The 20,583-nt window shown below is 72.5% G+C and carries 17 protein-coding genes and 3 tRNA genes; 7 read left to right on the forward strand and 13 right to left on the reverse strand.

The window, feature by feature from the left end; genetic code table 11:
• The first annotated feature begins 99 nt into the window (after window positions 1-99).
• Window positions 100-1,044 (forward strand): NAD-dependent epimerase/dehydratase family protein, encoded by a 945-nt coding sequence (locus tag JT723_RS04470; RefSeq protein WP_205043042.1) that lies wholly within the window; start codon window positions 100-102, stop codon window positions 1,042-1,044.
• A gap of 21 nt (window positions 1,045-1,065) precedes the next feature.
• On the opposite strand, the gene JT723_RS04475 is transcribed toward JT723_RS04470, so the two are convergent.
• The 5 genes from JT723_RS04475 to purS all read right to left on the reverse strand — a co-directional run bounded on the left by JT723_RS04475 (window position 1,066) and on the right by purS (window position 5,506).
• Complete coding sequence (locus tag JT723_RS04475) at window positions 1,066-1,497, reverse strand: GNAT family N-acetyltransferase (RefSeq protein WP_205043043.1); 432 nt, start codon at window positions 1,495-1,497, stop codon at window positions 1,066-1,068.
• Between the two features lie 46 nt (window positions 1,498-1,543).
• A complete protein-coding gene (locus JT723_RS04480; protein WP_205043044.1) occupies window positions 1,544-2,089 on the reverse strand; it encodes a dihydrofolate reductase family protein in 546 nt (181 codons plus the stop codon).
• 159 nt (window positions 2,090-2,248) lie between these two features.
• The gene (gene purL / locus JT723_RS04485; protein WP_205043045.1) at window positions 2,249-4,498 is read right to left on the reverse strand and encodes a phosphoribosylformylglycinamidine synthase subunit PurL; all 2,250 of its coding nucleotides are present in this window, start codon (window positions 4,496-4,498) and stop codon (window positions 2,249-2,251) included.
• Window positions 4,499-4,583: 85 nt separating this feature from the next.
• On the reverse strand, window positions 4,584-5,264 hold the full coding sequence (purQ, locus tag JT723_RS04490) for a phosphoribosylformylglycinamidine synthase subunit PurQ (protein WP_205043046.1): 681 nt from the start codon (window positions 5,262-5,264) through the stop codon (window positions 4,584-4,586).
• Complete coding sequence (purS, locus tag JT723_RS04495) at window positions 5,261-5,506, reverse strand: phosphoribosylformylglycinamidine synthase subunit PurS (protein WP_031516589.1); 246 nt, start codon at window positions 5,504-5,506, stop codon at window positions 5,261-5,263. The genes purQ and purS overlap by 4 nt, the downstream gene beginning before the upstream one ends.
• A 431-nt stretch (window positions 5,507-5,937) precedes the next feature.
• Here purS and JT723_RS04500 point away from each other — a divergent pair, with 431 nt between their 5' ends.
• From JT723_RS04500 to JT723_RS04515, 4 genes are all read left to right on the forward strand, one after another.
• Complete coding sequence (locus JT723_RS04500) at window positions 5,938-6,255, forward strand: histone-like nucleoid-structuring protein Lsr2 (RefSeq protein WP_033177966.1); 318 nt, start codon at window positions 5,938-5,940, stop codon at window positions 6,253-6,255.
• Between the two features lie 166 nt (window positions 6,256-6,421).
• A tRNA-Gly gene (locus tag JT723_RS04505) sits at window positions 6,422-6,493 on the forward strand.
• A gap of 83 nt (window positions 6,494-6,576) precedes the next feature.
• Window positions 6,577-6,652: transfer RNA gene (locus JT723_RS04510), tRNA-Gly, on the forward strand.
• A 128-nt stretch (window positions 6,653-6,780) separates the two neighbouring features.
• Window positions 6,781-6,856: transfer RNA gene (locus JT723_RS04515), tRNA-Gly, on the forward strand.
• A gap of 57 nt (window positions 6,857-6,913) precedes the next feature.
• On the opposite strand, the gene JT723_RS04520 is transcribed toward JT723_RS04515, so the two are convergent.
• The 4 genes from JT723_RS04520 to purD all read right to left on the reverse strand — a co-directional run bounded on the left by JT723_RS04520 (window position 6,914) and on the right by purD (window position 13,372).
• A complete protein-coding gene (locus JT723_RS04520; RefSeq protein ID WP_205043047.1) occupies window positions 6,914-7,816 on the reverse strand; it encodes a phosphoribosylaminoimidazolesuccinocarboxamide synthase in 903 nt (300 codons plus the stop codon).
• Window positions 7,817-7,918: 102 nt separating this feature from the next.
• Window positions 7,919-9,406 carry a N,N-dimethylformamidase beta subunit family domain-containing protein gene (locus JT723_RS04525; protein ID WP_205043048.1) on the reverse strand — a complete coding sequence of 496 codons (1,488 nt, stop codon included), beginning with the start codon at window positions 9,404-9,406 and terminating at the stop codon, window positions 7,919-7,921.
• 477 nt (window positions 9,407-9,883) lie between these two features.
• The gene (locus JT723_RS04530) at window positions 9,884-11,512 is read right to left on the reverse strand and encodes a hypothetical protein (protein WP_205043049.1); all 1,629 of its coding nucleotides are present in this window, start codon (window positions 11,510-11,512) and stop codon (window positions 9,884-9,886) included.
• Between the two features lie 606 nt (window positions 11,513-12,118).
• On the reverse strand, window positions 12,119-13,372 hold the full coding sequence (gene purD, locus JT723_RS04535) for a phosphoribosylamine--glycine ligase (RefSeq protein WP_205043050.1): 1,254 nt from the start codon (window positions 13,370-13,372) through the stop codon (window positions 12,119-12,121).
• Between the two features lie 197 nt (window positions 13,373-13,569).
• Between purD and JT723_RS04540 the strand changes: the two genes are divergently transcribed.
• Window positions 13,570-14,325, forward strand: a complete 756-nt coding sequence (locus tag JT723_RS04540) for an SLATT domain-containing protein (protein WP_251513064.1) — start codon at window positions 13,570-13,572, stop codon at window positions 14,323-14,325.
• A 23-nt stretch (window positions 14,326-14,348) separates the two neighbouring features.
• On the opposite strand, the gene JT723_RS04545 is transcribed toward JT723_RS04540, so the two are convergent.
• From JT723_RS04545 to JT723_RS04555, 3 genes are all read right to left on the reverse strand, one after another.
• Complete coding sequence (locus JT723_RS04545) at window positions 14,349-15,002, reverse strand: putative DNA-mimic protein (protein WP_205043051.1); 654 nt, start codon at window positions 15,000-15,002, stop codon at window positions 14,349-14,351.
• Between the two features lie 54 nt (window positions 15,003-15,056).
• Window positions 15,057-15,749 carry a GntR family transcriptional regulator gene (locus JT723_RS04550; RefSeq protein ID WP_205043052.1) on the reverse strand — a complete coding sequence of 231 codons (693 nt, stop codon included), beginning with the start codon at window positions 15,747-15,749 and terminating at the stop codon, window positions 15,057-15,059.
• Window positions 15,750-15,873: 124 nt separating this feature from the next.
• Window positions 15,874-17,268, reverse strand: a complete 1,395-nt coding sequence (locus JT723_RS04555; RefSeq protein ID WP_205043053.1) for an aspartate aminotransferase family protein — start codon at window positions 17,266-17,268, stop codon at window positions 15,874-15,876.
• Window positions 17,269-17,403: 135 nt separating this feature from the next.
• Between JT723_RS04555 and JT723_RS04560 the strand changes: the two genes are divergently transcribed.
• Entirely contained in the window at window positions 17,404-19,158 is a 1,755-nt protein-coding gene (locus JT723_RS04560; RefSeq protein WP_205043054.1) for a serine/threonine-protein kinase, read from the forward strand.
• A 27-nt stretch (window positions 19,159-19,185) separates the two neighbouring features.
• On the opposite strand, the gene JT723_RS04565 is transcribed toward JT723_RS04560, so the two are convergent.
• On the reverse strand, window positions 19,186-20,469 hold the full coding sequence (locus JT723_RS04565) for an adenylosuccinate synthase (RefSeq protein ID WP_205043055.1): 1,284 nt from the start codon (window positions 20,467-20,469) through the stop codon (window positions 19,186-19,188).
• Between the last annotated feature and the right edge of the window lie 114 nt (window positions 20,470-20,583).

Here is a 20,583-nt window from a genome sequence, read left to right on the forward strand (position 1 = left end):
CGGCGTCACGGCCGCGGTTGTCACGCCCGCCCGCACCCGCCCGTCCTCCCCGCGTCAAGGAAGTACGCGAGGGAAGTACGCACAGGCAGGGGAGTCATCATGCGAGTAGTCGTCGCGGGCGCGACCGGGGTCGTCGGGCGGCAGGTCGTGCCGCTGCTCACCGCCGCGGGGCACGAGGTCGTCGCGCTGTCGCGCAGGCCGGGACCGCAGCGGGCCGCAGGGGTGCGGGCCGTCGGCGTGGACGCCCTGGACCAGGCCGCACTGGCCGCGAGCGTGCGGGACGCGCAGCCGGACGCCGTCGTGCACCTGCTCACCGCGATCCCCGCGCGGATCGACCCGCGCCGGATGGAACGGGACTTCGCGCTGACCAACCGGCTGCGCACCGAGTCCGCACGGACACTGGCCTCGGCCGCGGGCGACGCCGGCGCCCGCTTCCTCGCGCAGGGCCTGGCCTACGCCTACGACCCGGCGCCCGGCGCGGCCGACGAGGACGCGCCGTTCTGGAACCGGCCGCCCAAGCAGTGGGCGACGACCCTGGAGGCGCTGCGGACGCTGGAGCGGATCACCGCGGAGGCCGGCGGCCTGGTGCTGCGCTTCGGGCACCTCTACGGACCCGGCACCGCCTTCGGGCGCGGCGGGTCGGGCCTGGCGCAGATCAGCGCCCGCAAGATGCCGGTCGTCGGCGACGGCAGCGGCACCTTCTCCTTCACCCACACCCGGGACGCGGCCTCCGCGGTGGTCGCCGCGCTGGACCACCCGCAGGTGACCGGGGCGCTCAACATCGTGGACGACGAGCCCGCGCTGCTGCGCGACTGGCTGCCCGGGGTGGCCGCGCTGCTCGGCGCCCCGGCGCCGCAGAAGGTCCCCACGGCGATGGCCCGGCTCGCCGCCGGCGCATGGGGCGCCGCCTTCATGACCAGGCTGCGCGGCGCCGACAACTCCCGGGCCAGGCAGGCCCTGGAGTGGGCGCCGCGCTACCCGACCTGGCGCGAGGGCTTTACGGCCGAGCACCTGGGGAGCGAGCAGGCGGCGCGAAAGGCGTGAAGAGACGGGACGGCGTGCCGGCTACTGCTCGCCGAGCGCCATCCACTTGCCCGGGTCCGCGAGCGGTTCGAACCCCACCTGGGCGTAGACGCCGTGCGCGTCGGCGGTGGCCAGCATGATGCGGCGCAGGCCGTAGGGGGCGAGGTGGTCGCGCACGGCGGCCACCAGCGCCGTCCCGAGGCCCTTGCCGCGGGCGGCGGGATCGACGTAGACGTCGCAGAGCCAGGCGAAGGTGGACAGGTCGGTGACGATCCGCGCGTACGCGGACTGGGCGCCCGACGCGCTGTCGTAGACCCCGAAGTTGAGGGATCCGGCGATCGCCGCGTCCTGCTTGTCCCGCGGACGCCCGAGCGCCCAGTACGCGTCCTGTGACAGCCACCGGTGGATGAGCGCCGCGTCGAGCCGCGCGGGGTCGGTGGACAACTCGTAGCCGTCGGGCAGTTCGTGCGTCATGCCCGCACCCAACCAGCCCGCGCAGCGCCCCTGCCAGCCAATTTCGCTACGCGGACGGGCAGTACGTGAGGGCCGCCACCCCCGGTCCCATCACGGTGGCCTCGGCGAGCGTGAGGTCCACCCGGCGCGAGCCCGGCTCGAAGAGCCGGGGTCCCGCCTTGCCCAGCAGCACCGGCGAGACCAGCACCCGGTATTGGTCCACCAGGCCGGCTTCCAGCAGCGCCGCGGTCAAGGACTCGCCGCCGTAGGCGACCAGGTCGCCGCCGGGCTGTTCCTTGAGCTTGCAGGTGGCCGCGACCGCGTCCCCTTCGAGCAGCTGCGAGTTCTGCCACGGCAGTTCGGTGAGGGTGGTCGAAGCCACGTGCTTGGGGAGGCTGTTGAGCTTGTCGACGTAGGCGAGCCCGGACCTGCCCGGCCAGATGGCGGCGAAGAGCTGGTAGGTCCTGCGGCCCAGCAGCAGCCCGTCGCAGTTCTTCAGCAGACTCCCGTGGTAGCGGGCCGTCGCCTCGTGGTCGAAGGGCAGCCCCCAGTCCTGCAGGTCCCCCACGTGCCCGTCCAGCGTCGCGTACGTCGTCACGATCAGCTTGCGCATCACTGCCTCTTTCCCGCGGTCCGTGTCCCCGGTTCGTGTCCGGCAGGGGTGCAGACACCGGGGCGGGGCCGAAGTGGGCGGTGACGCACCGGGGGGCGTACGCGGCGGGCCCGGCTGAAGCGCCGGGCCGCCGCGTACGCCCCCCAGGGGTCGCGCGATTCAGGCCAGCAGCCCCGGAATCGTGCCCTCGTGCACCGCACCCAGCTCGGCCAGCGGGATCGCGAACTCGCCCTGGACCTCCACCGCGTCGCCGTCGATCACGCCGATCCGGGTGACCGGCAGACCGCGCGCACCGCACATGTCGGTGAAGCGCAGCTCCTCCGAGCGCGGCACCGCGACGATCGCGCGGCCCGCGGACTCCGAGAAGAGGAAGGTGAAGGCGTCGAGCCCGTCCGGCACGACGAGCCGGGCACCGTGGCCGCCGCGCAGGCAGGACTCGGTGACCGCCTGGATCAGGCCACCGTCGGACAGGTCGTGGGCGGCGTCGATCATGCCGTCGCGCGAGCCGGAGATCAGGATCTCGGCGAGCAGCTTCTCCCGCTCCAGGTCCACTGCGGGCGGCATGCCGCCGAGGTGGTCGTGGACGACCTGGGACCAGGCCGAGCCGCCGAACTCCTCGCGGGTCTCGCCCAGCAGCAGGATCAGCTGGCCCTGCTCGCCGAACGCCATCGGCGTACGCCGGTTGACGTCGTCGATCACGCCGAGCACCGCGACCACCGGGGTCGGGTGGATGGCCGCGTCCCCGGTCTGGTTGTACAGCGAGACGTTGCCGCCGGTCACCGGGGTGCCCAGGGCCAGGCAGCCGTCGGCGAGACCGCGGGTGGCCTCGGCGAACTGCCACATGACCGCCGGGTCCTCGGGGGAGCCGAAGTTCAGGCAGTCGGAGACGGCCAGCGGCTTCGCACCGGTCGCGGCGACGTTGCGGTACGCCTCCGCCAGCGCGAGCTGCGCACCCGTGTAGGGGTCGAGCTTGGCGTAGCGCCCGTTGCCGTCGGTGGCCAGCGCCACGCCGAGGTCGGTGTCGGCGTCGATGCGTACGACACCGGAGTCCTCGGGCTGGGCCAGCACCGTGTTGCCCTGCACGAAACGGTCGTACTGGTCGGTGACCCAGGACTTGGACGCCTGGTTGGGCGAGCCGACCAGCGTGAGCACCTGGGCGCGCAGCTCCGCGGAGTCCGCGGGCCGCGGCAGCCGGCCCGCGTCGTCGGCCTGCAGCGTGTCCTGCCAGTCGGGGCGGGCGTAGGGGCGGTGGTACGTCGGCCCCTCGTGCGCCACGGAACGCGGCGGCACGTCCACGATCTGCTCGCCGTGCCAGAAGATCTCCAGCCGCGAACCCTCGGTGACCTCACCGATGACGGTCGCGATGACATCCCACTTCTCGCAGATCTCCAGGAAGCGGTCGACCTTGTCCGGCTCGACGATCGCGCACATCCGCTCCTGCGACTCGCTCATGAGGATCTCCTCGGGCGAGAGCGTCGCGTCGCGCAGCGGCACGGTGTCCAGCTCGACCCGCATGCCGCCGGAGCCGGCCGAGGCCAGCTCGGAGGTGGCGCAGGACAGGCCGGCGCCGCCGAGGTCCTGGATGCCCGCGACCAGCTGCTCGCGGAAGATCTCCAGGGTGCACTCGATGAGCAGCTTCTCCTGGAAGGGGTCGCCGACCTGGACGGCGGGCCGCCGGGAGGGTCCTGTGGAGTCGAAGGTCTCGCTGGCCAGCACCGACACACCGCCGATGCCGTCGCCGCCGGTCCTGGCGCCGTACAGGATCACCTTGTTGCCGGCGCCCGAGGCCTGCGCGAGGTGGATGTCCTCGTGCTTCATGACGCCCACGCACAGCGCGTTGACCAGCGGGTTGCCCTGGTAGCAGGGGTCGAAGACGACCTCGCCGCCGATGTTGGGCAGGCCCAGGCAGTTGCCGTAGCCGCCGACGCCGGCGACGACGCCGGGCAGTACGCGCTTGGTGTCGGGGTGGTCGGCGGCGCCGAAGCGCAGCGGGTCCATGACCGCGACCGGGCGCGCGCCCATGGCCAGGATGTCCCGCACGATGCCGCCGACACCGGTGGCCGCGCCCTGGTAGGGCTCGATGTACGAGGGGTGGTTGTGCGACTCGATCTTGAAGGTGACCGCGTAGCCCTGGCCGACGTCGACCACTCCGGCGTTCTCACCGATGCCGACCAGCAGCGCGTCGGTCTGCGGCGCCTTCTCGCCGAACTGCTTCAGGTGCACCTTGCTGGACTTGTACGAGCAGTGCTCGGACCACATGACCGAGTACATGGCCAGCTCGGCGCCGGTCGGGCGGCGGCCCAGGATCTCCCTGATCCGGGCGTACTCGTCCTCCTTGAGGCCGAGTTCCTTCCAGGGCTGCCCCGACTCGGGGGTCTCGGCGGCGTGCTTGACGGTATCCAGGGTCACGCTCGGTCGCTCCTTCGCGCGATGTGGTGCTGACGTCGCTGGCTGGGGCGCTCAGTCGCTCCCTCGGCGGCTCCGGTATCGAGACTCATGCGGAGACCAGCTTCTTGATGACCGAGGTGAAGAAGGCGAGGCCGTCGGTGCGGCCGGTGCCGATCAGCGGCTCGACCGCGTGCTCGGGATGCGGCATGAGGCCGACGACGTTGCCCGCCGCGTTGCTGATGCCGGCGATGTCGCGCAGCGACCCGTTCGGGTTGACGTCCCGGTAGCGGAAGACGACCCGGCCCTCGGCCTCCAGGTCGTCGAGGGTGCGCTCGTCGGCGGTGTAGCGGCCGTCGATGTTCTTCAGCGGGATGGAGATCTCCTCGCCGGCCGCGTAGTCCGCGGTCCAGGCGGTGGCTGCCGTCTCGACCCGCAGCTTCTGGTCGCGGCACACGAAGTGGAGCCCGGTGTTCCTGAGCATCGCACCCGGCAGCAGATGCGCTTCGCACAGCACCTGGAAACCGTTGCAGATGCCGAGCACGGGCATTCCTGCGTTCGCCTGTTCGACAATCGATCCCATCACGGGCGAGAAGCGGGAGATCGCGCCGGCCCGCAGATAGTCGCCGTAGGAGAAGCCGCCGGGCAGAACGACCGCGTCGACCTGCTTGAGGTCCTTGTCGCGGTGCCAGAGCGGAACCGCTTCCGCGCCCGCGATGCCGATCGCCCGCTGCGTGTCGCGGTCGTCCAGCGTGCCGGGAAATGTGACGACACCAATGCGGGCAGTCACGACTCGACCTTTACGTCGAAGTCCTCGATCACGGTGTTGGCGAGAAAGGTTTCCGCCATCTCCCGAATGCGGGCGAGGGCGGCGTCGTCGACCGGCCCCTCGACCTCGAGTTCAAAGCGCTTTCCCTGGCGGACGTCGGAGATCCCGGCGAAGCCGAGGCGCGGCAGCGCACGCTGTACTGCCTGGCCCTGGGGGTCGAGGATCTCCGGCTTGAGCATGACGTCGACTACGACGCGTGCCACTGGCACTCCCGGTGGTGTGGTGCGTGAGGTGGCTCCAGCGTACCCGGTGCGAAATTCTACGCGAGTAGATATGGGATGTACGTCCGATCAGCGGCAGATCATGCATCACGTTTATGTATCGGCTGTCAAAATACCTGGGGAAACCCGGCGGAAAATCATAGGGTCCCGATGGCGTACAAGGCTTGGGATGACGCGCGGCCGGGAATTATCAGTAACATCTGCCGTCCCATTCCGTGACACCGCACAAGCACCGCCCTGAATGCACATTTGTCGACACCTGCGCGTCGGCGTGCCCGCGACACCACAGCCGGGCCGTACCCGTACCGCACCGGGCCGCGAGGCCACGGCGGCACGGCGCGGCCGCCGGCCCCGGCGACACCGGCCGGTCACCGCGGGGGCATGCCGACGGCGTACGAAAGGACCGATTCCCCATGGCGCAACGCGTACTGGTCACCCTCGCCGATGATCTCGACGGCGGCGAGGCCGCGGAAACGATCGCATTCGGCGTCGACGGGCAGTGGTACGAGATCGACCTCTCGTCCGAGAACGCGGACAAACTGCGCCACGAGCTGGCGCCCTACGTCGAAGCCGGCCGCCGCCGCACGCTTTCCGGCCGCGCCTACAAGCGCACCCCCATCGCCCCCACCCCGGCCACCGTCCGCGCGTGGGCGCAGTCCAACGGATTCGAGGTGCCGGCCCGCGGCCGCATTCCCAAGAAGGTCTACGAGGCGTTCAACAAGGCGGGCTGAACGCAGGGCAGTTGGGGGTGCGACCGACCGGTCAGCAGCCGGCCGCACCCCCGGCTCCGACCGCGACACGGCGGGCAGGGGCCGACTGGACAGCCACCCCCATCCGTCCGCTAGTGTGTGGAGCACGCCGAGGGCAGGACCGAAAGGCCAGGTCAGCGGACATCATGCGGGTGTAGCTCAGTAGTAGAGCGCCCCCCTTCCAGGGGGGAGGCGCAGTGTGCAATTCCTGTCGCCCGCTCCGATCGCCGACGCGAAAGCGCCACGGCCGATGACTCCGGTCATTGACATGTGGCGCATCGGGTAGAGTGGTCAGCACGACCTGCGGACGTGGCTCAGTTGGTAGAGCATCACCTTGCCAAGGTGAGGGTCGCGAGTTCGAATCTCGTCGTCCGCTCCAGCAGGAACGAAGGCCCCGGTCACATGACCGGGGCCTTCGCCATGTGCCCGTCGTGTGTCGGGTCTCACACCCGGCGGAAAGCAGTTTCCGGTGCGCTGGGCCGATCGGGTACAGTATCTGCACGACCTGCGGACGTGGCTCAGTTGGTAGAGCATCACCTTGCCAAGGTGAGGGTCGCGAGTTCGAATCTCGTCGTCCGCTCCAGGAAGAACGAAGGCCCCGGTCACCCGACCGGGGCCTTCGCCGTTCCTACCGTCCGGGCTACGACCAGGGGGTGCCGGTCAGCCGCTCGTACGCCTCCACGTAGCGCGCCCTGGACTGCTCCACGACCTCCGGCGGCAGCTCGGGCGGGGGGGCGTCGCCGCTGCGGTCCCAGCCCGAGGCGTCGGACGTCAGCCAGTCGCGGATGAACTGCTTGTCGAAGGCCGGCTGCGCGTGCCCCGGCTCCCACAGGTCGGCCGGCCAGTAGCGCGACGAGTCCGGCGTCAGCACCTCGTCGGCGATCACCAGCCCGCCCCGGTCGTCATGGCCGAACTCGAACTTCGTGTCCGCCAGGATCAGCCCGCGCTCCCTGGCCACGTCCCGCGCCCGCCCGTAGACCGCCAGCGTCGTCTGCCGCAGCTGCGCCGCCGTCTCCGCGCCGACCTGGCGGGCGACCTCCTCGTACGACACGTTCTCGTCGTGGTCGCCGACCGCGGCCTTCGTCGCCGGGGTGAAGATCGGCGCCGGCAGCTCCGAGCCGTCCACCAGGCCCTCGGGCAGCGCGAGACCGCACACCGTACGGTGCTCGTCGTACTCCAGCAGCCCCGAGCCGGTCAGATAGCCGCGTGCCACGCACTCCACCGGCACCATCCGCAGCGACCTGCACACCATCGTCCGGCCCGCCCAGTCCGCGGGCGCACCCTCGGGCACCTCGGTCGAGACCACGTGGTTGGGCACCAGGTCGGCCAGCTGGTCGAACCACCACAGCGACAGCCGGGTCAGCACCCGCCCCTTGTCCGGGATGTCGGTGGGCAGCACCCAGTCGTACGCCGAGGTGCGGTCACTGGCCACCATCACCAGGTCCCCGGCCTCGTTGCGGTACAGCTCGCGCACCTTGCCGGTGTGCAGATGGACCAGTCCCGGCACCTGCACCGGCTCCGGTTTGTCGACGAATCCGGGCATCGGTCGTCCTCCCCAATCGGTGGTTCAGCCCCTGATTCTCGCGTACCGGGAGGGATGCGGCGCGCGCAGGTCGCGGCGCCCGGGCCGGATGCGCCTGTGGACTCAGCAGTGCTTGCAGATACGATCCAGCAGATTGGCGGTCGCACGCTGGATGCGCGCATCCACATGCCCGGGCCGGTCCAGCGCCGGCGACCAGGCGAAGGTCCCCGACGCGAAGACGTACGCACCGCTCGGCGCCCGGTAGAGCGACGTCTCCTGGTGGCAGCGGCGCCCGTCCGCCGCCTCGTACGGCGAGTGCGCCAGCAGGATGCGCTCGGTCGACTCCGGCAGCGGCGTCCGCGGGAAGTAACGGTCCGCCTCACCCGCCACCAGGCCCTCCACCGCGTCACCCTCCGCCGCGCCCGTCGCCTCCCACAGCCAGTGCCCCGCATTGCGCACCACCAGCGGCGACGGCTGCGGCACCCGGCCCGCGTACTGAACCCCCAGCAGCAGCTGCTCCGGCTCCCCCAGCTCCCGCCACAGGCTGCCGCGGCCCTTGGTGTCCCCGCGCGGCTTGCGGCAGCTCAGCAGCCGGTCCGCGTCACCGGCAGGCGACGGCGCCAGCTCCACCTGCCAGTACATGGTGTTCGCCGACAGGAACACCAGCGAGGTGCCCGAGTCCCTGGCCGCCTCCGCCGCCCGGCGCATCGGCACCGACCAGTACTCGTCGTGCCCGGGGAAGACCATGCCCCGGTACAGCCCCGGATCCACCCGGCCCGCATGCAGGTCGCGGGCGTCCGCATAGGCCAGGTCGTAGCCGTACCGCTCGGCGAACCGCACGAAGTCGTAGGCGTGCCCGATGTGCAGCGGCAGGCCCGCACCCGCGTACGGCCGGTCGAAGGACACCGTCCCGGCCGCCTCCTCCTCACCCAGCAGCCGGCCCTCCTCGTCCCACGCGTGATACAGGCTCGCCCCCGTCCTGCCGTCCTCCGGGTACAGGTTGTACGCCTGCCACGTCACATCCGGCAGCAGCAGAAGCAGGTCGGCGCGGGCCGCCGGGTCCCGCACCGTGAACGGCACATGGCTGCGGTAGCCGTCCACCGTCGTCAGCACCGCCACATAGGCGCCGGTGCGCCAGTGCGGCGGGACCTGCAACCGCCAGGACTGCCACCAGTGGTGGCAGGAAATCGTCCTTCCCGCCGCCAGCGGGGCCGGCTGCACGATGCCCGACAGCCGCGGGCTCGCACTCACCTGCGCGGCGCCGTCACCCCCGTAGTGCCCGATCCGGTACACGTCGACGGTGAACTCCTGCGGCGGGTCCACGGTGATCCGGAAGTCCACGGCCTCGCCCGGGGCCACCGCCCCGGCCGACGCGAAGCCCTTGATCTGCCGCCGCACGTCGTCCGCCATCCGCGGCCCCGGCAGATGCGGGCGCCGCGGCGCCTCACCGCTGCTCGCGGCCAGGTCCACGTACCAGGGCACCGGCTGGCCGTCGTCCCCCGGGTAGTCCGACTCCCCCCGCAGCCACGGCAACGGCCCCTGCCCGAACGGATCCGACACCCCGTGCGCCAGCGCGCCCGACTCCCACCGCCTGATGCGATCCGCGGCCATCACCCATCCCCTCCGTCCCCACCGCACCGCCCGCGACTGCCGCCGCAGGCGGCGGGGGCACTATTGCGGTACGCGCCCAGCACATCACAGTTCGCGGCCCCGCCGTCACGGTTCGTGGCGAAAATCTTCCCGCCCGAGCCACCCTTTCCGGCCACACGGAAGGGGGGTGCCACGTGCTGTGGCGCCGCCACGATCCGGGCGGGCCGGTGAGTGCCACGTGCTGTGGCGCCGCCACATGCCGGTGCGCGGGGGCTTGTCGCAAGGGGCAGGGCCGGGGCGCCGGGGGGGCGCGGGGAGGGGCTAGGCCGTGTTTTGGAAGTAGCGCCGTCCGCCCACAGGGCGGGCCCCGCGGCGTCTGGTGCGTGCGATCGCAAGGCGCAGGGTCGTCCTCGTAGTGGGCCTACTCGGACGACTCCGACAACGCAGCGAGCGTGCGTGCCAGGCGTCGCGGGGCAGGCGGGACTTCCAAAACACGGCCTAGGCGAGGCGGACGGACTTTTCCGGGTGGACGCCCAGGGCGGAAAGCCATGCGCGGAGCGGCGCGGCGTCCCCGTTCTCGACGAGTCGAAGAACGGGAAAGCTGAGGTCACCCCGCCTGGTGCCGTCGACCACGAGGGCGGGGCCGTCGAGCCAGTCGAGCCCGGCCCCGGCGCCGGCCGTGTCGACGGCCGCACAGCACACCATCGCGGTGACGTGGTCGGCGAGCAGTTCCCGCCCGGTGCGCGGCGGCAGCAACTGGTAGACGGGCGTGGCGGACGCCTCCACGGCCACGGCCGCCGTGGCCTCGTCCTGCGCGACGAGCGCCCCGATCCGCGCCGCCAACTCCTCGCTGCCACCGGCGGCGAGCCGGTCGATGACGCGGCCCAGCGTCGCGCGCCCGGCCTCGTCCCGCAGCAGCAGTCCGCGGTCGCGCGGCCCGCGGGCGGTCGCGGCTTCCGCGGCCCGGGCGCGGGCGCCAGGGCGTACTTCGTCCAGGACCTGCACCAGCCGTGCGGCCTCCGCGCGCCAGATGCGGTCCACGACCTCCTCGGGGTAGCGCGCCCAGCTCACCGGCGCGAACTCGGGGCCGATGCGGCACGGGCCGCCGTGGAAGAGCCGGGCCGCGAGCAGGGACACCGCCTCGTCCACCACGCCCGGCTCTTCGAGCAGGTCGCAGGCGGGCCGTTCGCCGAGCCTGGTCTCGAAGCCGTCGGCGAGCCGGTCGCGCCGGGACAGTTCGGTGAGTGCGGCGACGACGCCGGCGTCCAGCCGGGACGGCCAGCGTCCCATCCGCCAGGCTGGCAGTGCGACCCGGGTCAGCAGCCGGTCCCACCCGGCGTAGGCGAGCCCGACCTGTTCCTGGGCGACGATCCGCAGGCCGTAGTCGACGGCCTGCGCCCGTTCGGACGCGGCTGCGGCCACCCCCCGCTCCATCTCCGCGACATGCGGACTGCACCCGCGCAGCAGCAGGCGGCCTGCCCAGCCGAGGAAGCCGTACGCGGGGCGCAGCAGCACGGAACGCCGCTGCCTGCCCTGGGCGGCGACGCCCACCGCGGCGTCCAGGCCGCGGACGAAGCGCCGGGCCGCGTATATCTCGGGGTCGGCCGCCGCACCTGTGCCCGCGACCACCGGGGCCAGCAGGGCACGCAGCTCGGCGACGCGCATCCACCACAGGAAGGGCGAGCCGATCACCAGCACGGGGGCGGGCCGGCGCTCCTGCTCGCCGGCCTCCGGCCTGCGGTCCTCCAGCCAGCTGTCGCAGTCGGGGGTCAGCTCTATCCCCGACGGGAGCGGGACCTGCAGCTTGTCGGCCAGGTCCTGCACCATGCGGTGCAGGTCGGGTGCGGCGCTCTCCGGGACGGGTACGGCGGGGCTCACGGCGGGGCGCGCCCGCGTGATGACCGCGGCCACCGCCGCGGCCACGGCGAGCAGGACGGCCGCGGCGGCCGTCACACCCCAGCGCACGCCGTCCCACGCGGGGCCGTCGATCCGGCCGGTCGACCCGGCCACGTGCAGGACCACCGCGGCGGCGGCCGGGAGCAGGGCCGCGCCGAGCGCGGCGCCGCGGACGCGCAGCACCGCCAGCGCGCGGGTCCGCGCCACTGCCTCGCCTGCTTCTCCAGCCATCGGGCGGCTCACCCCCTGCGCTGTGGCGACCGCCCCGGTGACGGCCTCCCCCCACTGTCGCACCGCCCACCGACATCGCAATGGCCGTACGGCTGTTTGCCGCAATGTCTCGCAGTGCGCCTCGGCGGCACCCTAGTTCGCCCCCCGCGAACCAGTCATCCATACGGCCGACCCATCACTCCTTGGAGTGGCTTCCCCCCGAACATCCCCCTCCGGGCCGCCCCGGGACCTTCCGCCCGGTGATGGGCTGGGCGCGCAGTTCCCCGCGCCCCTGAAAAACGCTCACCCTCTTGCACAGAGGGCAACACCCAGGGGCGCGGGGAACTGCGCGCCCGATCACTCACCCACCGAAAGGTGCAAGCCCACCGCAAGCGGCAATCACCCAGGAGGCGCTGGGGGTACCCCCAGGCGAAGCTCTGGGGGCGGAACTGCGCGACAAGCCCCCACGCAGCCGCAGGCAAGCAACGCACCGCAGGGGGCAGGACCTCAGGAGGCGCTGGGGGTGCCCCCAGGCGAAGCTCTGGGGGCGGAGCTGCGCGCGCAACCCACCGCCGGGCGGAAGGTCCCGGGGCGGCCCGGGAAGGCAGGGCGAGGGGGGCGCGGGGGCTACACCGCGGAGGCGATGTCCCGGCGGTGGTGGCCTCCCTCAAGCGCGACGCAGTCGACGGCCGCGTACGCCCGCTCCCGGGCGGCAGCCACGTCCGCCCCGGTCGCGGTCACGGAAAGGACGCGACCGCCGGCGCTGACGACCCGCCCGTCGTCCTCACGCCGCGTCCCGGCGTGCAGGACGTACGCGTCGCCCCCGAGGGACGCGACCGCGTCGAGCCCGGTGATGGGGTCGCCGGTCCGCGGCGTGTCGGGGTAGTTGTACGACGCGATGACGACCGTCACCGCGGCGCCTTCGCTCCACCGCAGCGCGGGGTACGCGGCGAGCTGCCCGGTGGCGGCGGCGCGCAGGAGCCCGGCCAGCGGGGTCCTGAGCCGGGCGAGGACGACCTGTGTCTCGGGGTCGCCGAAGCGCGCGTTGAACTCGATGACCCGCACACCGCGCGAGGTGATGGCGAGGCCGGCGTAGAGCAGGCCCGCGAAGGGCGTACCGCGGCGGCGCAGTTCGTCGACGGTCGGCTGGAGCACGGTTCGCTCGACCTCGTCGACGAGTTTCGGGTCGGCCCAGGGCAGCGGCGAGTACGCACCCATGCCGCCGGTGTTGGGGCCTTCGTCGCCGTCGAGGGCGCGTTTGAAGTCCTGGGCGGGCTGGAGGGGCACGACGGTCTCGCCGTCGGTGACGGCGAACAGCGACACCTCGGGGCCGTCGAGGTACTCCTCGATGACCACCCGGCCGGGCGCGGCCACGCAGGCGAGCGCGTGGGCGCGCGCACTGGCGACGTCGCCGGTGACGACGACGCCCTTGCCCGCGGCGAGCCCGTCGTCCTTGACGACGTAAGGCGCACCGAAGGCGTCGAGGGCGCGGTCGATCTCCTCCTCCGTGGTGCACACGTAGGAGCGGGCGGTCGGTACGCCGGCAGCGGCCATGACGTCCTTGGCGAAGGCCTTGGAACCCTCCAGCTGCGCGGCCTCCTTGCTGGGGCCGAAGCAGTCGATGCCGCGTGCGCGTACCGCGTCGGCGACGCCCGCCACGAGCGGCGCCTCGGGGCCGACGATGACGAATTCGGCTCCGAGGGACGCGGCGAGGTCGGCGACCGCCGCACCGTCGAGCGCGTCGACCTGGTGCAGTTCGGCCACCTCGGCGATTCCGGCGTTGCCGGGAGCGCAGTGCAGCGACGTCACGTCGGGGTCGAGGGACAGGGAGCGGCACAGGGCGTGTTCGCGGGCGCCGCCGCCGATGACAAGGACCTTCACGCGCACCAGGGTAGTGGCCCGTACCGGCACCGGCCGCCCTCACTCTTTCGGGTGACCGCATTCCGCGGCCTATACCTGATCACGCAGCCCGTACGGGCGGAATTCCCGCACTCCCCATCCCACGCTCAGCCGTTCGGCGCTAAGAAGAGACCTTCATCACTGCCGGGAAGCACCGGCAGCCGTCGAGGGAGCGTGCAGTGAGCCAGCCGGACATGTTTCCCGAGGAGGCCCCTCGGGAGGAGCCCGAGCGGCGGGCGCTGCACCAGCAGCACGAGGACCTGCGGGCGCTGCCCTTCCCGCTGGGCGACTGGGGCGAGCCCGCCGAGCGCCTGGAGGAGCTGTACCGCTGGGCGGAGTCGGGCGCGCTGCTCACGGCGGACTGGTATCTGCGGGACCGGGTGTGGAAGCGCAGGGGCGCGCGGGCCTTGCGCTGCGGTGCCGCGCTGTTCGCCGCGGTGGGTGCGGCGCTGCCGCTGGTGGAGCTGACCGGCACCGGCGGGTCGACGGTGGCCTGGGGGTATCTGGCGCTGCTGATGGCGACGGTGTGCGTGGTGCTGGACCGGGTGCTGGGTCTGACGGCGGGCTGGATGCGGGACGTGGGCACCGCGCAGGGCGTGGAGCGGCGCCTTGAGCAGCTGCGCTTCGACTGGGCGTCGGAGAGCGTGCGGGAGGTGCTCGGCCCGACGGAGGGCACCGCGTCGGAGGCGGCGGAGCGGTGTCTGGCGATCCTGCGCCGCTTCTGCGACGACGTCGCCGACCTGGTGCGGATGGAGACCGCGGACTGGATGCTGGACTTCGGTTCCCGTACGGCGGCCGGCACCCTGTTGCGCACCCAGTACCCGGGCTGGACCCCTGTCCGCCCGGAGGCCCCGCCTGCCCCCCGCCTCCCGCACCCGAGCACGCGCCCGAACATGCCGCGCCAGCGCCCCCCGGAGAACCCCCGGCAGGGATGACCGCCGGGGGCGCTCGCGGAAATTCAGCTGAAGACGATCATCGACCCCTGGCCGAGCGAGCGGGTCGCGGCCGCGTGCAGGCCGAGCCAGACGTGGTGTTCGCGGGCGAAGGGGCCGTCGAAGGCGGTCGGCGGCTGAAGGGCGGGCTCTTCGAGGGTGGTGTGGCGTTCCGGCGGGGCCGGCGGCAGCGGCGGGTTGGCCGGGTCGATGCCGAGGGCGGGGGCGACGAACTCCAGCTCGCGCAGCAGGCCGTGGCTGGAGCCGAGCGGGCCGCCGCCTTCGAGGAGTTCGTCGTTGACGACGGGGTGCGGGAAGTCCAGCGGCACATATGCGCCGGCGTGGTCGTAGTGCCACACCAGGTGCGATGCCTGGGCGGTGGTCTCGAACATCTCCAGCAGCTGCTCGTAGTCGCCGCCGAGCGCGTCGACGGGGGAGACCTCCAGGCCCTGGAGGCGCAGCAGGTAGGCGCGGCGCAGGAAGTGCAGGGCGTCGTAGTCGAAGCAGGCCACGGGGCCGACGTCGCCGGACAGGCCGGGCATGTAGGAGTAGACGGGTACGGGCGGCTGTCCGGCGTCGCTGAGGGCCTTGTCGTAGCGGGCGAGTTCCTCGGAGAACGGGTTTTCCGGGCTGTGGCAGAGCACATCCACCAGCGGCACCAGCCACAGGTCGCAGGCCAACGAACACTCCATCCGGTCGGAGGCGTACAGCGTAAGTCGGCGGTGCCTGCCGCGTCAGGAGCGTGCGGGTGCCAGCTTCTCGACGAGGGCGCGGGTGTGGGCGTCGGCCTGTGTGGTCAGGGCGTGGGCGGCCGCGGTGTCGCGGGCGGCGACCGCGTCGACCAGGGCGACGTGGCCGGCCCAGCACACCCCCGCGGGGTCGCGGAGCGCGCGCAGGTGCGGGACGGCGTACACCCAGGTCTGGGTGCGGATGCGGTCGAGGAACTCGCAGATGTGCGGGTTGCCGCCGATGGCGGTCAGCTCACGCCAGAAGCGCAGGTCGCAGCCGACGAGGACGTCGAGGCTGCCGGCCTGGGCGGCGCCGGCCGCGGCTTCGGCCCGGCGGCGTACGGAGGCGATGGCGTCGGCGGGCAGGTCGCCCATGCCGTGCTCGGCCATCTGCCGGAAGGCGGCGTCGACGATGAAGAGCCGCGCCTCGCTGAGCGAGCGGAAGTCGGCAGCGGTGAGCCGGCGCACCTGGAAGCCGCGGTGCTGCTCGACGTCGAGCAGGCCCTGTGCGGCCAGGTCGACCAGCGCTTCGCGGACGGGCGTGGCCGAGACGCCGTACAGCTCGGCGATCTCCTTGACGGTGAAGTGCCGCCCGGCCTGCAGCCTGCCGGTGAGCACCTCGTCGCGCAGGGCGTCGGCTATCTGCTGGCGCAGGCTGCTGCGCCGCACCGGTGTGGCAGGCCCTGCGGCCTCCGGCATGGCGTCACTCCTTGTCGCGTCGCGGCTGCGGGTGGCTTCCGGCCGCGCACCCGCCCGCACACGATACGGCGGCGGGCCGCCGGGTGCGGCCCGGTCGGCCGGTGGCCGCGGCCCGCCGGCCGGGTCAGCCCGCGGCTGCGGCGGTGTGCCGGTCGGCGACGCTCAAGGCCTCGTCCAGCAGGCCGAGGCCTTCCTTCGCCTCGGACTCGGTGATCGTGCAGGGCGGCACGACGTGGGTGCGGTTCATGTTGACGAAGGGCCACAGCCCCGAGCGCTTGCAGGCGGCGGCGAAGTCGGCCATCGGGGCGTTGTCGGCGCCTGCCGCGTTGTACGGCACCAGCGGCTCACGGGTGATCTTGTCCTTGACCAGGTCGAGCGCCCAGAAGACACCCATGCCGCGGACCTCGCCGACGCTCGGGTGGCGCTCGGCGATGTCGCGCAGACCTGGGCCGAGCACGCTCTCGCCGATGTGCGCGGCATTCTCCACGATGTGCTCGTCGCGCATCGCGTTGATGGTCGCGACGGCGGACGCGCAGGCCAGCGGGTGCCCCGAGTAGGTGAGGCCGCCGGGGTAGGGGCGGGTCGCGAAGGTCGCGGCGATCCGCTCGGAGATGGCGACGCCGCCCAGCGGCACGTATCCGGAGTTGACGCCCTTGGCGAAGGTCAGCAGGTCGGGTACGGCGTCCCAGTGGTCTGCGGCGAACCAGCGGCCGGTGCGGCCGAAGCCGGCCATGACCTCGTCGAGGATGAAGACGATGCCGTACCGGTCGCACAGCTCGCGCACGCCCGCCAGGTAGCCGTCCGGCGGGACGAGGACGCCCCCGGTGCCGACGACGGTCTCCAGGATCACCGCGGCCACGGACTGCGGGCCTTCGAAGGCGACGAGCTGCTCCAGGTGCTCCAGCGCCCTGGTGCACTCCTGCGCCTCGTCGGAGGCGTGGAACTGCGAGCGGTAGAGGTAGGGGCCCCAGAAGTGCACGACGCCCGCGGAGGCGGTGTCGGAGGCCCAGCGGCGCGGGTCGCCGGTGAGGTTGATCGCGGCGGCGGTGGAGCCGTGGTAGCTGCGGTAGGCGCTGAGCACCTTGGGCCGGCCGGTGTGCAGCCGGGCCATGCGGACCGCGTTCTCCACGGCTTCCGCGCCGCCGTTGGTGAAGAAGATCTTGTCCAGGTCGCCCGGGGTCAGTTCGGCGATCAGCCGCGCGGCCTCGGAGCGTACGTCGATGGCGAAGGCCGGTGCGAAGGTGGCGAGCCTGGCCGCCTGCTCCTGGATGGCGGCGACGACCCTCGGGTGCTGGTGGCCGATGTTGGTGTTGACCAGCTGCGAGGAGAAGTCCAGGTAGCGGTTGCCGTCGTAGTCCCAGAAGTACGAGCCCTCGGCGCCCGCCACCGCGAGCGGGTCGATGACCTCCTGCGCCGACCAGGAGTGGAAGACGTGTGCCCGGTCCGCCGCCTTGACCGCGGCCCCTGTGGCGGGGTCGGCGTCCGCGAAGGTGGTGCCGGGCGAGGACGGAGTGGTCATGGCTCCAGGCTAGGTTTCCGCGCCGCGGACGGCACATGGACGGCAGGGGGACGACCACCTGGTAACCCGGGCCGGTGCTGCGCATATTCTTCGCTCTGGGGTTCGGGAGCCGAACGCGGCAGCGGGGGGAAGGCCATGGAGCAGCTCGGAGCGGACGATCCGCAGCGGATCGGCACATACAGGCTGCTCGGAAGGCTGGGCACGGGCGGCATGGGCCGGGTCTTCCTGGCGCGCTCCGACCGGGGCCGCACGGTCGCGGTGAAGCTGGTGCGGGCCGAACTGGCCGCGCAGGAGGAGTTCCGCAGCCGCTTCCGCCGCGAGGTGCTGGCGGCCCGGCGGGTCGGCGGCGCATGGACCGCGCCGGTGCTCGACGCGGACACCGAGGCCGACATCCCGTGGGTGGCCACCGGCTATGTCGCGGGACCCTCGCTCCAGCAGGTCATGAAGGACTACGGCCCGCTGCCGGAGCGCTCGGTGACGGTGCTCGCCGCCGGCCTTGCGCACGCGCTGGCCGACATCCATGCCGCGGGTCTTGTGCACAGGGATCTCAAACCCTCGAACGTGATGATCACGATCGACGGCCCCCGGGTGATCGACTTCGGCATCGCCCGCGCTCTGGAGACCGTCGCGGACGGTTCGCCGACGCTCACCCATACGGGTGCCATGGTCGGCTCCCCCGCCTTCATGTCGCCCGAGCAGGTGCGCGGCGACCGGGTCACCCCGGCCTGCGACGTCTTCTGCCTCGGCTCGGTCCTTGCCTATGCGGCGACCGGGCTGCAGCCCTTCGGGGCGGCGAGCAGCGGGGTGCACGCCCAGATGTTCCGCATCGTGCAGGAGCCGCCCGACCTGGACGCGGTGCCCGACGGGCTGCGCGCCCTGGTGAGCGCGTGCCTGGTCAAGGAGCCGGAGAAGCGGCCCTCGCTGCCCGAGGTGCTCGACCTGATCGGGCCGCCTGCCGACGAGGCGCCCGACACTCCTGCGGGCCGCGTCGAGCCGTGGCTGCCCGGTGCGATCGTCGCCCAGCTGGGGCGGCACGCGGTGCAGCTGCTGGAGCTGGAGGCGGCGGCCCCGTCGGGGGCGGAGGAGGCGGCCCCTGCCGCGGCGCCCGTTTCGGGTCCTGGCGCTGTCCAGGCCGCGGCTCCCGTGCAGGCGGCTCCCGTGCAGGCGGCTCCCGTGCAGGCGGCTCCCGTGCAGACCCCGGCGCCGGCCACCGCCGTCGCCGCTCCCGAACCGGCCGCGGCGCCGCCCGCCCCCCGCCGCGGCAGGCGCGGCGCGCTCGTCGCCGTACTGACGCTGCTCGCGGTCATCGCGGGCGCCACCACCGCCTATGTCGTCGTCCAGGAGAAGGACCGCGGCAACGACGCCCACCAGGCGCCGCCGACCGGCACCGGCACCCCCTCGCCCCCGCCCACCACCGCCTCGTCCGCGCCGACGCCCTCGGCGACCACGCCCACGGCCACCCCGACGACCGGCGAGCCGACCACCACGCCGCCGGCCACGCCCACCGAGCAGCCGACCACGGCCCCCGCCGTACCGGCGGTCGCGGTCGACGCGCCGCAGGACCTGGTCGGCACCTGGCAGTCGATGGTCCGCACCCCGCCGGCGATCTACGACACCCGCACCCTGACCGTGCACGAGGACGGCTCGGTGGAGCTGACCGGCTCCCGTACGAACGGCACCGACACGCTCTACGAGTGCGCCTGGCAGATGGTGGTGACCGACGCGGGACCGCCGGTGAAGCTGAGCCCGTCCGAGGTGGTCAGCGGCAAGCCTGCCGCCTCCTGCTCCAAGGGCACCGCCACGACGCTGACCCTGGTCGACGCCACCCACCTCATGCGCGACGGCGTAGCGGGCGAGAAGACGCCGCTGACGTACGAGAAGGTCAGTTGACCTCCTCGTACGCCGGCGGCGACCGGCTCAGAGGAAGGAGTTGATCTCGATGGTCTCGGTGCGGCCGGGGCCGACCCCGATCGCGGAGATCGGCGCCCCGGACATCTCCTCCAGCGCCTTGACGTAGGCTTGCGCGTTCTTCGGCAGGTCGGCGAAGGTCTGCGCCTTGGTGATGTCCTCCGACCAGCCGGGCAGGTACTCGTAGACCGGCTTGGCGTGGTGGAAGTCGCTCTGGCTGTACGGCAGTTCCTCCACCCGGCGGCCGTCGACCTCGTAGGCGACGCACACCGGGATGCGCTCCCAGCCGGTGAGGATGTCCAGCTTGGTGAGGAAGAAGTCGGTCAGGCCGTTGACGCGGGTCGCGTAGCGGGCGATGACCGCGTCGAACCAGCCGCAGCGCCGGTTGCGCCCGGTGGTGACGCCGAACTCGTGGCCGACGGTGCGCAGTCGCTCGCCGTCCTCGTCGAACAGCTCGGTGGGGAACGGTCCCGAGCCCACACGCGTTGTGTACGCCTTGAGGATGCCGATCACCCGGGTGATCTTCGTGGGGCCGATACCGCTGCCGGTGCAGGCGCCCCCCGATGTCGGGTTCGACGAGGTGACGAAGGGGTACGTGCCGTGGTCGACGTCGAGGAGCGTGCCCTGCCCGCCCTCCATGAGCACGACCTTGCCGTCGTCCAGCGCCTGGTTGAGCACCAGGGCGGTGTCGGTGACGTAGTCCCTGAGCCGGTCCGCGTAGCCGAGGTACTCCTCGACCACCTGGTCGGTGCTGATCGCCCGCCGGTTGAAGATCTTCACCAGGACCTGGTTCTTGTCCTGCAGCGCCGCGTCGACCTTCTGGTGGAGGATCGATTCGTCGAAGAGGTCCTGGACCCTGATGCCGACCCGGTTGATCTTGTCGGCGTAGGCCGGGCCGATGCCGCGGCCCGTGGTGCCGATCTTCCGGTTGCCCAGGAAGCGCTCCGTCACCTTGTCGATGGTCTGGTGATACGGCGTGATCAGATGGGCGTTACCGCTGATCAGCAGTTTGGACGTGTCCACTCCGCGCTCGTTCAGCCCGCTCAGCTCGGAGAGCAGGACCGCCGGGTCGACCACGACACCGTTGCCGATCACGGGGGTGCATCCAGGTGACAGGATGCCGGAGGGGAGGAGATGCAGTGCGTATTTCTGGTCGCCGACGACCACCGTGTGGCCGGCGTTGTTGCCGCCCTGGTAGCGCACCACGTAGTCGACGGAGCCGCCGAGCAGGTCGGTGGCCTTCCCCTTGCCCTCGTCACCCCACTGAGCACCGAGCAGCACAAGTGCGGGCACAGGCGTACACCCCTTCCGGGCGGGGCATGTCCAACGTGCAGAGAGCCGTCGAACCTGCCCCGGAATAGACGAAGCCCCTGACGCAAAGGCGCAAGGGGCTCTTGCACCGAGATT

Source organism: Actinacidiphila bryophytorum (assembly GCF_016916835.1).
Taxonomy (GTDB): Bacteria; Actinomycetota; Actinomycetes; order Streptomycetales; family Streptomycetaceae; genus Actinacidiphila; species Actinacidiphila bryophytorum.

Coding starts and splice junctions, on each gene's coding strand:
- JT723_RS04475 (WP_205043043.1), bottom strand. CDS start 1,497: ATGACGCACGAACTGCCCGACGGCTACGAGTTGTCCACCGACCCCGCG.
- JT723_RS04480 (WP_205043044.1), bottom strand. CDS start 2,089: ATGCGCAAGCTGATCGTGACGACGTACGCGACGCTGGACGGGCACGTG.
- JT723_RS04525 (WP_205043048.1), bottom strand. CDS start 9,406: ATGGCCGCGGATCGCATCAGGCGGTGGGAGTCGGGCGCGCTGGCGCAC.
- JT723_RS04500 (WP_033177966.1), top strand. CDS start 5,938: ATGGCGCAACGCGTACTGGTCACCCTCGCCGATGATCTCGACGGCGGC.
- JT723_RS04555 (WP_205043053.1), bottom strand. CDS start 17,268: ATGACCACTCCGTCCTCGCCCGGCACCACCTTCGCGGACGCCGACCCC.
- JT723_RS04560 (WP_205043054.1), top strand. CDS start 17,404: ATGGAGCAGCTCGGAGCGGACGATCCGCAGCGGATCGGCACATACAGG.
- JT723_RS04530 (WP_205043049.1), bottom strand. CDS start 11,512: ATGGCTGGAGAAGCAGGCGAGGCAGTGGCGCGGACCCGCGCGCTGGCG.
- JT723_RS04550 (WP_205043052.1), bottom strand. CDS start 15,749: ATGCCGGAGGCCGCAGGGCCTGCCACACCGGTGCGGCGCAGCAGCCTG.
- JT723_RS04470 (WP_205043042.1), top strand. CDS start 100: ATGCGAGTAGTCGTCGCGGGCGCGACCGGGGTCGTCGGGCGGCAGGTC.
- JT723_RS04520 (WP_205043047.1), bottom strand. CDS start 7,816: ATGCCCGGATTCGTCGACAAACCGGAGCCGGTGCAGGTGCCGGGACTG.